Source organism: Alcanivorax sp. 24 (genome assembly GCF_004360225.1).
GTDB classification, from domain to species: domain Bacteria; phylum Pseudomonadota; class Gammaproteobacteria; order Pseudomonadales; family Alcanivoracaceae; genus Alloalcanivorax; species Alloalcanivorax xiamenensis.
The window spans coordinates 1-14,972 of record NZ_SNUA01000014.1 but is presented as its reverse complement, the minus strand read 5'-3'; the positions used below and the strand labels follow the sequence as shown (position 1 = coordinate 14,972).

The 14,972-nt window shown below is 60.3% G+C and carries 12 protein-coding genes; 9 read left to right on the top strand and 3 right to left on the bottom strand.

Features of this window, described 5'->3' with window-relative positions; genetic code table 11:
• Window positions 1-33 precede the first annotated feature (33 nt).
• Entirely contained in the window at window positions 34-2,619 is a 2,586-nt protein-coding gene (clpB, locus tag E0L37_RS16700; protein WP_133492837.1) for an ATP-dependent chaperone ClpB, read from the top strand.
• A gap of 166 nt (window positions 2,620-2,785) precedes the next feature.
• Here clpB and E0L37_RS16695 read toward each other — a convergent pair whose 3' ends face one another.
• Window positions 2,786-3,907: a sterol desaturase family protein gene (locus tag E0L37_RS16695; RefSeq protein ID WP_133492836.1), complete on the bottom strand. Its 1,122-nt coding sequence runs from the start codon at window positions 3,905-3,907 to the stop codon at window positions 2,786-2,788.
• A gap of 166 nt (window positions 3,908-4,073) precedes the next feature.
• Window positions 4,074-4,517 carry a DUF4124 domain-containing protein gene (locus E0L37_RS16690; protein WP_133492835.1) on the bottom strand — a complete coding sequence of 148 codons (444 nt, stop codon included), beginning with the start codon at window positions 4,515-4,517 and terminating at the stop codon, window positions 4,074-4,076.
• A 448-nt stretch (window positions 4,518-4,965) separates the two neighbouring features.
• Here E0L37_RS16690 and E0L37_RS16685 point away from each other — a divergent pair, with 448 nt between their 5' ends.
• The 6 genes from E0L37_RS16685 (at window position 4,966) to E0L37_RS16660 (ending at window position 11,511) form a co-directional block, all read left to right on the top strand.
• A complete protein-coding gene (locus tag E0L37_RS16685; RefSeq protein ID WP_097058755.1) occupies window positions 4,966-6,687 on the top strand; it encodes an acetolactate synthase 3 large subunit in 1,722 nt (573 codons plus the stop codon).
• Window positions 6,687-7,178 carry an acetolactate synthase small subunit gene (gene ilvN / locus E0L37_RS16680; protein ID WP_014996018.1) on the top strand — a complete coding sequence of 164 codons (492 nt, stop codon included), beginning with the start codon at window positions 6,687-6,689 and terminating at the stop codon, window positions 7,176-7,178. The genes E0L37_RS16685 and ilvN overlap by 1 nt, the downstream gene beginning before the upstream one ends.
• A gap of 166 nt (window positions 7,179-7,344) precedes the next feature.
• A complete protein-coding gene (locus E0L37_RS16675) occupies window positions 7,345-7,959 on the top strand; it encodes a LysE family translocator (RefSeq protein WP_133492834.1) in 615 nt (204 codons plus the stop codon).
• Between the two features lie 58 nt (window positions 7,960-8,017).
• Complete coding sequence (locus tag E0L37_RS16670) at window positions 8,018-8,548, top strand: M23 family metallopeptidase (protein WP_133492833.1); 531 nt, start codon at window positions 8,018-8,020, stop codon at window positions 8,546-8,548.
• Between the two features lie 149 nt (window positions 8,549-8,697).
• Window positions 8,698-10,335, top strand: coding sequence for a long-chain fatty acid--CoA ligase (locus E0L37_RS16665; protein WP_133492832.1), 1,638 nt, complete (start codon window positions 8,698-8,700; stop codon window positions 10,333-10,335).
• A 33-nt stretch (window positions 10,336-10,368) separates the two neighbouring features.
• Window positions 10,369-11,511 (top strand): C4-dicarboxylate TRAP transporter substrate-binding protein, encoded by a 1,143-nt coding sequence (locus E0L37_RS16660; RefSeq protein WP_240687492.1) that lies wholly within the window; start codon window positions 10,369-10,371, stop codon window positions 11,509-11,511.
• Between the two features lie 18 nt (window positions 11,512-11,529).
• Here E0L37_RS16660 and ilvY read toward each other — a convergent pair whose 3' ends face one another.
• Complete coding sequence (ilvY, locus tag E0L37_RS16655) at window positions 11,530-12,417, bottom strand: HTH-type transcriptional activator IlvY (RefSeq protein ID WP_133492830.1); 888 nt, start codon at window positions 12,415-12,417, stop codon at window positions 11,530-11,532.
• Between the two features lie 155 nt (window positions 12,418-12,572).
• Here ilvY and ilvC point away from each other — a divergent pair, with 155 nt between their 5' ends.
• Both ilvC and pssA read left to right on the top strand, forming a co-directional pair.
• Window positions 12,573-13,598, top strand: coding sequence for a ketol-acid reductoisomerase (gene ilvC, locus E0L37_RS16650; protein ID WP_342352132.1), 1,026 nt, complete (start codon window positions 12,573-12,575; stop codon window positions 13,596-13,598).
• Window positions 13,599-13,773: 175 nt separating this feature from the next.
• Entirely contained in the window at window positions 13,774-14,562 is a 789-nt protein-coding gene (pssA, locus tag E0L37_RS16645; RefSeq protein WP_133492829.1) for a CDP-diacylglycerol--serine O-phosphatidyltransferase, read from the top strand.
• Window positions 14,563-14,972: the final 410 nt, after the last annotated feature.

Here is a 14,972-nt window from a genome sequence, read left to right as displayed (position 1 = left end):
CCGGAATTTACGCGCAACCAGGAGAAGTCATTCATGCGAATGGACAAATTGACCGCTCGTCTTCAGGAAGCTCTGGGCGAAGCCCAGTCACTGGCGGTGGGGCAAAGCCACAACGCCATCGAACCGGTGCACCTGCTGCTGGCTTTATTGCAGCAGCGTGGCGGTGTCGCCGCGCCGTTGCTGGAAAAAACCGGTGCCAACCCGGCGGATGTGATCACCGCTCTGAAGATGGCCATGGACAAGCTGCCCACCGTTGGACAGTTCACCGGAGACGTTCAGCTGTCCCAGAATCTGGGGCGCTTGTTGAATCTGGCGGACCGGGAAGCGCAACAGCGCGGGGATCAATACATCTCCACCGAGGCGGTGTTGCTGGCGGCCTGTGATGATAACGGCGAGGTCGGCAAGTTGATCAAGAACGCCGGTATTCGCAAGGCGGTGCTGGCGGAGAAAATCCAGGAGGTCCGCGGTGGTGAATCGGTGGATGACCCCAACGCCGAGGACCGTATGGAGTCCCTTAAGAAGTACACCACGGACCTCACCGAACGCGCTGAAAGCGGCAAACTGGACCCGGTGATCGGCCGGGATGATGAAATCCGCCGTACCATTCAGGTGCTACAGCGCCGGACCAAGAACAATCCGGTGCTGATCGGTGAACCGGGTGTCGGTAAAACCGCCATCGTCGAGGGGCTGGCGCAACGCATCGTCAACGGCGAAGTGCCGGAAGGGCTCAAGGAAAAGCGGGTTCTGTCCCTGGATATGGCGGCTCTGATCGCCGGCGCCAAATACCGTGGTGAGTTCGAGGAGCGCTTGAAGGCCGTGCTCAACGAACTGTCCAAGCAGGAAGGGCGGGTGATCCTGTTCATTGATGAGCTGCACACCATGGTCGGCGCCGGCAAGGCCGATGGCGCCATGGACGCGGGCAACATGCTCAAGCCGGCGCTGGCGCGCGGCGAGCTGCATTGTGTCGGTGCCACCACGCTGAACGAGTATCGTCAATACATCGAAAAGGACGCCGCTCTGGAACGTCGCTTCCAGAAAGTGCTGGTGGACGAGCCCTCGGTGGAAGACACCATCGCCATTCTGCGCGGTCTGAAGGAACGTTATGAGGTTCACCACGGTGTCGACATCACCGACGGCGCCATCATCGCCGCCGCCAAACTGAGCCATCGCTACATCACTGACCGCCAGTTGCCGGACAAGGCCATCGATCTGATCGACGAAGCGGCCAGCCGTATCCGTATGGAAATCGATTCCATGCCGGAGGAAATGGACCGCCTCGATCGCCGTCTGATCCAGTTGAAAATGGAGCGGGAAGCTCTGCGCAAGGAAGAGGACGAGGCAAGCAGGAAACGGCTGGAAAAACTGGAAGCCGACATCGCGGCGCTGGAGAAGGAATACGCTGATCTGGAAGAGATCTGGAACGCGGAGAAAGCCGCGTTGCAGGGCGCTCAACAATACAAGGCGGAACTGGAACAAGCCCGGGTGGATATGGAACAGGCACGTCGCGCTGGCGACCTGAACCGCATGTCCGAGCTGCAGTACGGGGTGATTCCGGAATTGGAGAAGAAGGTTCAGCAAGCTCAGGAACGCGAGGAAGCCGCTCAGGTGGAAACCCAGTTGCTACGCAACAAGGTCACCGATGAGGAAGTGGCGGAAGTGGTTTCCAAATGGACCGGGATCCCGGTGTCCAAGATGCTCGAGGGCGAGCGTGAGAAACTGTTGCGCATGGAAGAGGCGCTGCATCATCGCGTGGTGGGCCAGGAAGAGGCGGTGGAAGCGGTAGCCAACGCGGTGCGTCGTTCCCGCGCCGGGCTGTCGGACCCGAACCGCCCGAATGGCAGCTTCCTGTTCCTCGGCCCCACTGGTGTGGGTAAAACGGAACTGTGCAAAGCGCTGGCCGGCTTCCTGTTTGATACCGAGGAAGCCATGGTACGTATCGATATGTCCGAGTTCATGGAGAAGCATTCCGTGGCCCGGCTGATCGGCGCGCCTCCGGGTTATGTCGGTTATGAGGAAGGTGGTTATCTCACCGAAGCGGTGCGTCGTAAGCCGTATTCCGTGGTGTTGCTGGACGAAGTGGAAAAAGCGCATCCGGATGTCTTCAACGTGCTGCTGCAAGTGCTGGAAGACGGCCGCCTTACCGATGGCCAGGGCCGCACCGTGGACTTCCGTAACACGGTGGTGGTGATGACCTCGAACCTGGGGTCGGACCTGATCCAGCGCATGGCCGGCGAAGGCGATTATGAGGCAATGAAAGCCGCGGTAATGGAAGTGGTCGGCCAGCATTTCCGTCCGGAGTTCATCAACCGGGTGGACGAGACGGTGGTATTCCACCCGTTGGGGCAGGCGCAGTTGAAAGGCATCGCCGGCATCCAGCTCGACTATCTGCGCAAGCGGCTGGTGGAGCGGGAAATGTCCCTGACGCTGTCCGACGCGGCGTTGGACAAGCTGGTGGAAGCGGGCTTCGACCCGGTCTATGGCGCCCGGCCGCTGAAGCGGGCGATCCAGAACCAGTTGGAGAATCCGCTGGCCCAGGCGCTGCTCAAAGGCGAGTTCGTGCAGGGTGATGCCATCAACGTGGATGTGGCGGACGGCAAGTTCACCTTCGCCAAGGGGTGAGCCTTGAGCGCTGGCACGCACCTCGTCGGTACGCCGATCCGGCATGATGTTTTCTGATTGTTGGGTTCGGCGTGCTGGCGTGTTGCGTGTAAGCGTGCTGGCGAATTGTGGGGCAGCGGCGGCCCTCTTCCGTGAAGGAAAGGACCGCGATTTGTATTGCGCCCCCTCAGGAGGAACGCCGGAACGGGAAGGTGAACTGTTGCACCACGCCTTCCGGTACCTGGGTGCTGGCGCGGGTGCCGTACCGCGCCGCCAGTTTGTCGGGCATGTGCAGTGTGCCGAACAGTTTGTCGTAGAGCGGCAGGAAGGCGGCATAGTTCTTGTCCACTGCCTCGTCCTCTGAGGAGTGATGCCAGTGGTGGAATTCCGGGGTGGCGATGACCCAGCGCAGCAGCGGAAAACGGAAACGCACATTGGCGTGGATGAAAATCGCGTGGAAGGAAATAAATACCAGATAGGCGTACACCGCCGAGGGCGAGAAACCAAGAACAAAGATCGGTAAATAACCGACGAAGCGGTTGGTGACGATTTCCACCAGATGCAGCCGTGATGAGGCCAGCCAGTCCATTTTCTGGGTGGAATGGTGCACGGCGTGAAACTTCCACAACCAGGGTACTTCATGGAATGCCCGGTGAATCCAGTAGCTGCCCAGATCCACCACAATCAGGATTTCGATGAACTGCAGCCACAGTGGTTGGCTGGCGATGGCCTGCTGGAAGCCGATATCAACTTTGTCGTGCAGGAACACCTGAATCGGGATCACGGTGAAGAAGCTGATTAACTGCAGGCCGACATGGCTGAACAGGAAGTACTTCATGTCCGTGATCCAACCCCGGCGCAACACTCGTTGCTCGGGGTCCTTCGGATAGATCCGCTCCATCGGGATGAACACCAGGGCCAGCACCAGCAGGGTGAGGATGAAATAGTCCAGCCCGGCGTAGAGGCTGCGGCCGTCCACCGGTGGCACGTCGATTCTGCCGGAACCGAGCAGGGCGGCCATGCAGGCCATGATCATGCCGGCCAGGCCATAGCGTGGATCCTGGTGGCGCCAGACACTGATAAAGCCGGCACAGAAGGCGATGGCGATACCGGCGAACAGCACCATGCGCAGCACATCGGCGCTATAGAAAGCACGAAATTCCGGCGTGGTGAGCAAGTTCGGGAACAGAAAACAGAAACCGCCGAGCAGGGAAAGCAGGCCGAGGCCGACGGCGATGGTGGCGCTGATCTTGCCCTGACCGGGTGTCAGGTCCACGTCTTCGAAGCGTTCTCTCAAATAATCCGTCATGTTGGGCTGTCCTTGGGTGAGCACCGGGCCGGCGGCGTGATAGGGATGATAGCATCCGCAGCGCCGGAGCCCCTATGTCAATATAGGGAGTTCAGTAACGGGGACGGGAAGTATTTTAAGCCTGAAAGCGGGTGAGGGAACCCGCTTCCAATGGTAACAAACCACGTCAGGCCCCCCGGCTATCGCAGAATGATACCGCGGCGCGGGTCTGTTTCAGAATCCCGGCCCGCTTTTCCTGGTCCAGAACCTCCATTTCGCCAGTCTCCGGGTTCTCGCGGCGCACCAGTGGTTTTTCCGTCAGGGCCGCCAGATTCCGCCGGTGCTGGTCGCAGGCGGCCCGGGTTTCCTCGCTTACGGCGCCGTCCGCTGCGGTGGTGCTTTTTTGCTCGCCTGGGCGGGCGCGCCGGGCGCGGTCCTGTTCCAGCCTTTCCAGGGCGTCGGCCTGGTCCGAGCTGGCGGAGCGGCGGGTGCGCACGGATTGGGCTTCCTGGCCCTCCGGGGGTTGCGCGTCATAGTGGGTGACACCCTGGTCGTCCACCCATTTGTAGTAGGTGGCGGCCGGAACATACGAGCTGGCGATGAGTAGGGCGACAATGAGTAATGGTTTCATAGTGATCCGGCCCGGAAACGTGATCCGGGATTCCCTCCGAAAAAAGTATTAGCCTCCCAAGCATGCCAACGAACCCGCCGGCCAGGCAAGACACCGTGGTCATTAGGGCTTTGAAATCGCCCGCATTTCTGACAATATTAAGGCCTTTCCGGAGTTCGGGACCCGCAACCACTTACCGGTGGCTGTGTGGCCGGGATTCGGGGCGTCGTTACCGCGGCGTCCGGTGTCAGCAGTATGACTGCATTCTCGTCCCGCTGTGGGAACCTCCGGAGGTTTCTCACCCCGTCGCGGGCACGATTCCTCCAGGTCCCTCTGCCTGTGTCTGTTGCCGGCCAACCGCCGCGACCGACCTCGGGGTGCTCAAATATGGCGCCCTATTCCACAGGTAAACGTTGTCCTCCGCTTCCAGCGGGGTGATCGCTATTGTTCTGAACTAGAGGTAGCAACCGTGGAAATGTTATCCGGCGCGGATATGGTTGTCCGCGCACTGCAAGAAGAGGGTGTGGAGTACATCTTCGGGTATCCCGGAGGGTCCGTTCTGCACATCTACGACGCGTTATTCAAGCAGGACAAAGTCAGTCATATTCTGGTGCGCCATGAGCAGGCGGCGACTCACGCCGCTGACGGCTACGCTCGCGCCACCGGCAAGCCCGGCGTGGTGATGGTGACTTCCGGCCCCGGCGCCACCAATGCCATTACCGGCCTGGCCACCGCCTTCATGGATTCGATTCCGATGATCGTGTTGTCCGGCCAGGTTCGCTCCGACTGGATCGGTGATGACGCCTTCCAGGAGACCGACATGATCGGCGTCTCCCGCCCGGTAGTGAAGCACAGCTTCATGGTTCGCGATCCCAAGGATATCCCGGAGATCTTTAAAAAGGCGTTCTACATCGCCACCACCGGCCGTCCCGGCCCGGTACTGATCGATATTCCCAAGGATCACACCGCCCCCAACAAGACCTTCCCGTACGAATACCCGAAGAAGGTCAAGTTGCGCTCCTACGCGCCGGTGACCCGGGGACACTCCGGTCAGATCCGCAAAGCGGTGGAAGAACTGCTCAAGGCCAAGCGCCCGGTTATCTATTCCGGTGGCGGCGTGGTTCAGGGCGAGGCCAGCGAAGCGCTGACCAAACTGGCCCGTAAGCTCAACTTCCCGGTGACCAACACTTTGATGGGGTTGGGTGCTTATCCGGGGACCGATCGTCAGTTCCTCGGCATGCTCGGCATGCACGGGACCTACGAAGCCAACATGGCGATGCACAGCGCCGACGTGATCCTGGCCGCCGGTGCGCGGCTGGATGACCGGGTCACCAACAACACCAAGAAGTTCTGCCCCGGGGCCAAGCTGATCCACATCGATATCGATCCGGCCAGCATCTCCAAGAACGTGGCGGCGCACATTCCCATCGTCGGTCCGGTACAGCAGGTACTGGATGAAATGCTGTCCATGCTCGATGAGCAGGACAACGAGCCGGACCACAAGGCGCTGGAGCGCTGGTGGCAGGAAATCGACGGCTGGCGGGAGTTCCACGGCCTGCGCTACGAGACCAATGAAAGCGGCCCGATGAAGCCGCAGCAGGTGGTCGAGGCACTGTACAAGGCGACTGAAGGCAAGGCCTATGTCACCTCCGACGTGGGGCAACATCAGATGTTCGCCGCCCAGTTCTACAAGTTCGACAGCCCGCGCCAATGGATCAACTCCGGCGGCCTCGGCACCATGGGCTTCGGACTGCCAGCGGCCATGGGCGTGCAGTTCGCCTTCCCGGACGCGGTGGTTGCCTGTGTCACCGGTGAAGGCTCGATCCAGATGAACATCCAGGAGCTGTCCACCTGTCTGCAGTATGGTCTGCCGGTGAAGATCATCAACATCAACAACCAGGCCCTCGGCATGGTGCGCCAGTGGCAGGACATGCAGTATGGCGGTCGTCACAGCCAGTCCTATATGGAATCCCTGCCGGACTTCGTCAAACTGGCCGAGTCTTACGGTCATGTGGGCATCAAGGTGGAGAAATTCGAGGACCTGGAGGGCGCCATGAACGAAGCGTTCGCGCTCAAGGACCGGCTGGTCTTCATGGACATCTACGTGGATCCCACCGAGCACGTGTACCCGATGCACATCGCCGATGGCGCCATGCGTGATATGTGGCTGAGCAAGACGGAGCGCACCTGATGAGACGTATCATTTCGATTCTGATGGAAAACGAACCCGGCGCCCTGTCCCGGGTGGTGGCTCTGTTCTCCCAGCGAGGCTACAACATCGAGACGCTCACCGTGGCGCCCACGGAAGATCCGACTCTGTCGCGCCTGACCATGACCACCACCGGTGACGAGTACAAGATCGAGCAGATCACCAAGCACCTCAACAAGCTGATCGAGGTGGTCAAGCTGGTGGATCTCACCGAAGGGGCTCACATCGAACGTGAGATCATGCTCATGAAGATCAAGGCCACCGGTGCCCAGCGCGCGGAAGTGAAGCGCACCGTGGACATCTTCCGTGGCCAGATCGTGGATGTGACCGCTACCGTTTACACCGTTCAGCTCACCGGGACCACCGATAAGCTGGAGGCGTTCATCAACGCCATCGGTGAAACCCAGGTGCTGGAAGTGGTGCGCTCCGGCGTGTCCGGCATTGCCCGTGGGGAGAAAGTGTTGAGCCTGTGACGGTTCGCGCTATCGACCGGAAACAACGAACCCCGCTTGGTGCGGGGTTTGTTGTTTTTGCGCGGGACCCTGGAACGGTGTATCAAGTTCCGGGTAAAAGGAACGTCCCTGTGGTAAACAGCGGAATACGAACCTGTCTGAGTGCAACCCGAGAAAGGTAACCCTGATGATCACCGTCGAATTCTTGCTGACCACGCTGATCGTGGTGCTGATGCCCGGGGCTGGGGTGCTGTGCACGGTGGCGGCGGCGCTGGCCCAGGGCCGAGCGGCCGGCTTTTACGCCGCGCTGGGTTGCACGTTGGGTATTATTCCTCATCTGCTGGCGACAGTGCTGGGGCTGGCGGCGATCATGCACACCAGTGCGGTGGTGTTTCAACTGGTGAAGTTCGCCGGGGTGGCTTATCTGCTCTATCTGGCCTGGATGACCTGGAAAAACGGGCTACAGCTCCAGGTGTCCGGAGACGCCGCCGGAATTCGTCCTCTGGTGGTTATCGGCCGTGCCTTTCTGGTCAATGTTCTTAACCCGAAACTCAGTCTGTTCTTCCTGGCGTTCCTGCCTCAGTTTATTCCGCCGGGCAGCCCGTCTCCCTTTGCGCAGCTGTTATTGTTAAGCGGTGTTTTGATGGCGATGACGTTCGCCGTGTTTGTCTGCTATGGGCAACTGGCCCATGGTTTCCGGCGGGTGATCATGGCGTCGCCGCGAGTGCGGAACGGTTTGCGCAGAGGGTTCGCCGCCGCCTTTGCCGGTTTGGGCGTGCAGCTGGCGATCAGTGGACGTTGAAGCGGGTGGTTGCCGATAGGTAGAGTGCCAGGGCGATACTGCGGAGGTGCGAGAGGGCATGGTGAAAGGATTTCGCCTCAAAAGGGGGCTATGGGCTTTGCTTGTTGTTGTGGCGGCCGGTTTACTGCTCCCGGAACATGCTCGCATTCCAGTGCAAGGCGCCACGGCCAGTGATTGGCACCCGAAATCCTTCTGGTTTGAACCCTGGGGCGCTTCCGGCGTGCATAAAGGCATCGATATCTTTGCCGTCCGGGGGACGCCGGTGGTTTCCGCCGTTCCTGGTATCCGATTGTATCAGGGGGAACTCAGCCTGGGCGGGAAAGTGGTGATCGTACTGGGGCCGAAATGGCGCCTTCACTACTACGCGCATCTGAATGAGCCGGCCACTCCGGTGCCACTATGGGTGGCGAAAGGGCGCCAGATAGGCGGGGTCGGAGATTCCGGCAATGCCAGGGGGAAGCCTCCTCATTTGCATTATTCGGTACTGTCCTTGATTCCGCTGCCGTGGCGGATAACAACGGAGACGCAGGGCTGGAAGAAGATGTTCTTTCTCGATCCTGTCGATGTGTTTACCCCGCGGGGACACTGAAAACCATCCATTCTCCACCATGGCCGTCCTGGCGCCTCCCCTCTCCCTGTTTATAGCGCTCCATGAAAACCATTCATTGGTCATGTCGGGCCAGCCCCACCTAGGCTAGGGTCGATTCGTTCAGCCCATGACAACAACAAGGAGCTGCCATGACTGCAAGCCAGGCCTCGGGCCAGGTCAGGGACGCGGCGGTGTTCGCGGCGGAGCCGGTGTATCAGGCACTGGAAGAAACCGCGGCCCGCTTTCCGCAACATCCCGCTCTGTATTTTGAAAGCGTGCGGCTTTCCTACGCCGATTTTCATCGTTTGGTAAACCGGGCAGCCAGAGGCTTTCAGGACCTGGGTGTGAAACCCGGCGTTCATGTCGGTCTGTTTCTCGGCAATACGCCTCACTACGCCATCGCTTTTCTTGGTGTGTTGAGAGCCGGTGGTACCGTCGTCAATTATTCCCCTCTGGATGCGGAACGTACCCTGGCGCACAAGATTGAAGACAGCCATAGCGACATCATGGTGACGCTGGATGTGCCGGAGCTGCTGCCGCGGATCCGGGGTTTTCTGGAGACCTCCCGTCTGCGGACTCTGGTGGTGGGTACGACCATGGACTTCGCCGGGGAGGGCGCCACCGGCGCCGAGCCAGAGGCGGCCGTCCTCAGCTTCGCCGGCTTGCTCGACAATGAGGGGGACTTCCATCCCTATCCGGTGGCGGACCCGGAGAACACTCTGGCGGTGCTTCAGTACACCGGTGGCACCACCGGGGTTCCCAAAGGAGCGGAGCTGACTCACGGTAATCTTACCTGTGGTTGTCAGCAGTTGATGTTGGCGCTGGCCGGTGATCTGAGCCCGGGCGAGGAAAAAGTGCTGGCGGTGCTGCCCCCGTTCCATATCTATTCGATGACGGTGAACCTGCTGTTTGGTATCCGTCTGGCGGCGGAGCTCTATTTGCATAGCCGCTTTGATCCCGATGCGGTACTCAACGCGGTGCATGAGCATCGCCTGTCGGTATTGCCGGCGGTGCCGACCATGTTCATCGCGCTGATCCATCATCCGAAGGTGGCGGAGTACGATCTTACTTCCTTGCGATTGTGTAACTCGGGCGGCGCTCCTTTGCCGGTGGAGGTGCAGCAGCGCTTCCAGGAACTCACCGGGTGCCGTCTCGGTGAAGGCTGGGGGATGACCGAGACCACCGCCGTGGGCACCTACACGCCGCTCACCGGAAAGCGACCACCGCAAGGTTCCTGCGGCTGCCTGGTGCCCGGTGTGGTGATGAAGATCGCGCCCATGGACGCGGAAGGCTCCCTGGCCCCGGGCGAGCGCGGCGAGATTTGCGTCACCGGTCCTAATGTCATGCCGCGCTACTGGAACAACCCTGATGCCACCGCGGCCTCGTTCACCGGGGACGGTTACTTCCGCACCGGCGATGTGGGCTACCTGGACGAGCACGGCTATGTGTATATCGTCGATCGCACCAAGGACATGATTCTGTGCAGTGGCTACAACGTCTATCCGCGAGTGATCGAGGAAGCCATCTATGAGCACCCGGACGTGGAAGAGGTGTCGGTGATCGGCGTAAAGGACAGCTATCGGGGGCAGTCTCCCATGGCGTTTGTTCGCCTGCGCCAATCCGCCGCGCCCTTGACGCTGGACACACTGCAGGCGTTTCTCGCCAATCGTCTTGGCAGGCACGAGATGGTACGTGCCTTGGAATTGCGTGATGAACTGCCGAAGACGCCGGTGGGCAAGCTGTCCAAAAAAGAACTCTATGATGAGACGGCGTCTTTTTCCTTGTGATGACGTCGCCTGATCCTGATCAGGAGAATAATGATGAAACCAAGAGGATACCTGGCGCTGTTGGCGCTCACCGCCGCTTTCATGTCGGGACCGGGGTACGCCGAGTCCCTGCGTTTCGCTTCCGGTTACCCGCCTAACTCAGTGGCGGAACAGGCCGCTCAGAAGTACACGCAGGTCTTGAAGGATGAGACGGACGGCGCGCTCACCGCCCGGGTTTTTTCGCTGACGCTGCTTAATTTGCTGGAGAGCTCCGCTGGTGTGCGTGACGGTATGGCGGACGCGGCCGTGGTGCTGTTCCCGTATTTCCCGGGGGAATATCCGCGCATCAATATGCTGGCGGAGATCTCCATGTTGCTCAACGCCGGTGGTGAAGATCCCGCCCATGCGGGGCTGATATTCACCGGTGCCTTCTCCGAGTTTCTGTTCCAGTCCTGCCCGGGTTGTCAAAAGGAACTGGCCGCGCAGAATCAGGTCTTTCTCGGATCCGGGTCCACTCCAACGCTGCCCTTGCTGTGTACCACGCCGATCCGGGAAGCAAAGGAACTGGCGGGTAAACGGGTACGAACTTCCGGTGCCCAATGGGCTCGCTGGGTGGAAAAAATGGGGGCCACGCCGATTACCATGTCGGTGAATGAAATCTACGAAGGGCTGAACCAGGGAGTGGTGGATTGCACCGTGCAGACCACCACGGAGCTGTCGATCTTCAAACTGGACGAAGTGGTGACGGATATCACTCTGGGCGTCCCGGGCGGCGTGTTCGGCGGTTCCGGTGTCAACAATATGAACCGCGATACCTGGCGGGGGCTGAGTGACGCCGAGCGTCGTGCGGTATTGAAAGCCTCGGCGGTATTTTCCGCGGAAGCCTCCTGGGGATACGACGAACTGGGTGCGCGGAACCTGGCCGCCGCGAAGGAAAACGGCATCACTGTGCATCAGACCGGTGACGCCTTCCGGGCCGCTACCCTGGCCTTCATCGATAAGGATGTGGAAACCATCGCGGAAAACTACCGCAAGCGCTATGGCGTGGAGAATGCCGCTGAGCTGATTGATGCTTTCCGGCCTTTGTTACAGCGCTGGCAGGACCTGGTGGACGGTGTTGAGAGTCCGGAGCAGTTGGCGCGGCTGTATTGGCGCGAGGTGTTCTCGAAAGTCGATCCGGCCCGTTACGGTATGTGATTGGAAGCGGGGGAGCCGTCAGCCTGGATTCTGCTGATTCCAGAAAGCGTCGATCAGCGGCTCTCCCAGTCGCTTCTCCAGAGCGAACAAGCCCACTTCGTAAGCTTCCAGCCGTGGCTGCACGTCGAGAATACGGATGCGGTTGGCGAGGGGGCTGTTGTCGAGCACGATCTGCGGCACCACGCCGATGCCGAACCCCAGACTGACCATGCTGACGATGGCTTCATTGCCGCTGACCTGAGCATAGATCTGCGGGCGTAGCCCCAGATCGCGAAACCAGCGGTCAGTGCGCTCCCGGGCCAGGCCCTCCTCGGACAGAATCATCGGCACATCGCTCCAGGCGTTACCGCTGGCCTTGCCGGACAGCCGCTCGGCCAACTGCGGCTGGCTGGCGGGGGCGATGAAGAGCAAGGCGGAGCGGGTTACCGGGTGAAAGGCGATGCCGTTGGGCATCTGCACCGGACGGGCGCCGACGGCGATGTCCTCGGTGCCGGCCAGGACCCGTTCCTCGGCCTGAGCCGGGTCGCCAGTGTGCAATTTGATTTCGATGCGGGGAAAGTTGGCGCGGAAGCTGCTGAGCATGTCGTGGAGAAAGCTGTAGCTGGCGGTGACCGAACAGTACAGGCTCAGCTCACCACGGAGCACCCGCTGGTCATCCTGCAGCGCCAGGCGTACCGTGTTCCAGTCGCTCACCGCTTGGCGGGCATAGTCGCGGAAGCGTTCCCCCTCGCGGGTCAGGCTGACCCGGCGATTGTCCCGGTACAACAGAGTGGTGCCTACTTCCTGCTCCAGTTGCCGGATGCCGCGGCTCAGAGCGGAAGGGCTGATGTGGCACAGACGGCTGGTTCGCCCGAAGTGCAGAGTCTCTGCCAGGGTCAGGAAGTATTCCAGAGCGCGGATATCCATCGGCGGTCCATGGGGGCGATTTGTATTGCCAAATTCGGCATGCAGCGTTGCAAATATATCATTTTACGCAATGCCCCGGATAGCCTATCGTGACCAGCCAGTGCTGGCCTGCCGGGCCGCTTCGCATTCACTCCACACATTCATTGCACAACAGGATTACGACCATGCAAGTCTATTACGACAAAGACTGTGACCTTTCTCTGGTCCAGGGCAAGAAAGTGGCCATCGTTGGTTACGGCTCCCAGGGCCATGCCCATGCCAACAACCTGAAGGATTCCGGTGTGGACGTAACCGTGGCGCTGCGTCCGGGCTCCGCCTCCGCCGCCAAAGCGGAAGCCGCCGGCCTCAAGGTCACCAGCGTTCCGGAAGCGGTCAAGCAGGCTGACGTGGTCATGGTGCTGGCTCCGGATGAATACCAGGCCGCTATCTATCAGAACGAGATCGAGCCGAACCTGAAGCAGGGCGCGACCCTGGCATTCGCTCACGGTTTCTGCATCCATTACAACCAGATCGTGCCGCGCAAGGACCTGGACGTGATCATGATCGCGCCGAAGGCCCCGGGCCACACGGTGCGCACTGAGTTCACCAAGGGCGGTGGTATCCCGGATCTGATCGCGATCTTCCAGGACGCGTCCGGTCAGGCCAAGGATCTGGCACTGTCCTACGCTTGCGGTATCGGCGGTGGCCGCACCGGTATCATCGAGACCACCTTCAAGGACGAGACCGAAACCGACTTGTTCGGTGAGCAGGCGGTACTCTGCGGTGGCTGCGTGGAGTTGGTGAAAGCGGGCTTCGAAACGCTGGTGGAAGCCGGATACGCGCCGGAGATGGCTTACTTCGAGTGCCTGCACGAGCTCAAGCTGATCGTCGACCTGATGTACGAAGGCGGCATCGCCAACATGAACTACTCCATTTCCAACAACGCGGAGTTTGGCGAATACACCACCGGTCAGGAAGTGATCAACGACCAGTCCCGTGAAGCCATGCGCAATGCCCTGAAGCGCATCCAGAATGGCGAATATGCGAAAATGTTCATTTCTGAGGGCGATCTGAACTATCCAAGCATGACCGCCCGGCGTCGCCTGAATGCGGAGCACCCGATCGAGCAGGTGGGCGAGAAGCTGCGTAGCATGATGCCCTGGATCCAGGCCAACCAGATCGTCGACAAGAGCAAGAACTGATAGCGGCTCTGTGTCCATGATTGACGAAAACGCGCCTTCGGGCGCGTTTTTTTATGGCCGCGATTCGTGGCGGGCACCCTGGCGTCCCGGACGCCGGAGCGAGGTGGCGCCAGGAAATTTTTTGTTGGGGGCGGCTGCGTTAGACTAGGCGGACCTTTTCAGTCGGCGAAACATCATGACCAAGCAGCAAGAGGACGCCCCGCAGAGCGGGACGCCGGAAACCTTCGAGGTGGTGGAAGCGGAACAGCGCACCGGGGCGCGCTACAAGGGGGTGTATCTGCTCCCCAACCTGTTCACCACCGGGGCCCTGTTCGCCGGCTTCTACGCCATCGTCGCCGCCATGAATGGCCTGTTCGAGAACGCCGCCGTCGGCATTATCGTCGCCGGTATCCTGGATGGCATGGATGGCGGCGTGGCGCGGCTGACCAATACCCAGAGCAAATTCGGGGCGGAATATGACTCTCTGTCCGACTGTGTGGCCTTTGGCGTGGCGCCGGGGCTGGTGGCCTATTCCTGGGGGTTGTCGGAGCTGGGCAAGTTCGGCTGGATGGCCGCGTTCATCTACGTGGCCTGTGCGGCGCTGCGTCTGGCACGCTTCAATGTGCAGGCGGAAAGCACGGACAAGCGTTTCTTCATCGGGCTGCCCAGCCCCACCGGGGCCGGGTTGGTGGCGACCCTGGTCTGGCTGGGGGCGAGCCGTGGCATGGACGGTAATGACATCTCCTGGATCGTGGCCCTGGTGGTTGCGGGGGCGGGCTTGCTGATGGTGTCTTCGGTGCGCTATCACTCTTTCAAGGAATTTCATATCGGGAGAGTGCCGTTTAAGGTTCTGCTCGGGGTCATCGTCGCGTTCGCCATCGTTTTCCTGGATCCGCCGCTGGTGTTGTTGAGTGTGGCGGTGATCTATGTGGTGGTGGGGCTGTTGCTCAATCTCTGGCAACTGCGCAAGCGATCGGACAGCTGATCGGGCTCGAATCCGGATTTCCGAGGGGGCGCCATTGGCGCCCCTTCTTTTTCCCGGATGGGATCGGGAGGGCGAAAATGGTTGAAAAACCAGCGCCATGGAGTAAAAAATAGACGTTTCAGAGGGTGTTCGCTTAAAAGGTGACCGTTTGATAAAAAAGAGATGAAAAAGGTGTTGACGCCCTGACGGAAATCCCTAGAATGCGCCCCCACAACGACGGCGGACACGGCGCCACGCCAAACGAGGCAACGCCAGGAAGTCGTCGGGAAGCAAGGCTTCCAACGCTCTTTAACAATCAGGCAAGCAAACGTGTGGGACCTGTTTGGGGTCGAGTTCTTTACTAGATATCGACTCTGAACAAGTCAACCCAGTTGAGTTGTAATGAGTTGAGCATGATTTAAGTGCTCCTT

Bases quoted from the DNA above. Each gene is read 5' to 3' on its own strand.
- clpB (WP_133492837.1), top strand. From the start codon at position 34: ATGCGAATGGACAAATTGACCGCTCGTCTTCAGGAAGCTCTGGGCGAA.
- E0L37_RS16695 (WP_133492836.1), bottom strand. From the start codon at position 3,907: ATGACGGATTATTTGAGAGAACGCTTCGAAGACGTGGACCTGACACCC.
- E0L37_RS16690 (WP_133492835.1), bottom strand. From the start codon at position 4,517: ATGAAACCATTACTCATTGTCGCCCTACTCATCGCCAGCTCGTATGTT.
- ilvN (WP_014996018.1), top strand. From the start codon at position 6,687: ATGAGACGTATCATTTCGATTCTGATGGAAAACGAACCCGGCGCCCTG.
- E0L37_RS16675 (WP_133492834.1), top strand. From the start codon at position 7,345: ATGATCACCGTCGAATTCTTGCTGACCACGCTGATCGTGGTGCTGATG.
- E0L37_RS16670 (WP_133492833.1), top strand. From the start codon at position 8,018: ATGGTGAAAGGATTTCGCCTCAAAAGGGGGCTATGGGCTTTGCTTGTT.
- E0L37_RS16665 (WP_133492832.1), top strand. From the start codon at position 8,698: ATGACTGCAAGCCAGGCCTCGGGCCAGGTCAGGGACGCGGCGGTGTTC.
- E0L37_RS16660 (WP_240687492.1), top strand. From the start codon at position 10,369: ATGAAACCAAGAGGATACCTGGCGCTGTTGGCGCTCACCGCCGCTTTC.
- ilvY (WP_133492830.1), bottom strand. From the start codon at position 12,417: ATGGATATCCGCGCTCTGGAATACTTCCTGACCCTGGCAGAGACTCTG.
- pssA (WP_133492829.1), top strand. From the start codon at position 13,774: ATGACCAAGCAGCAAGAGGACGCCCCGCAGAGCGGGACGCCGGAAACC.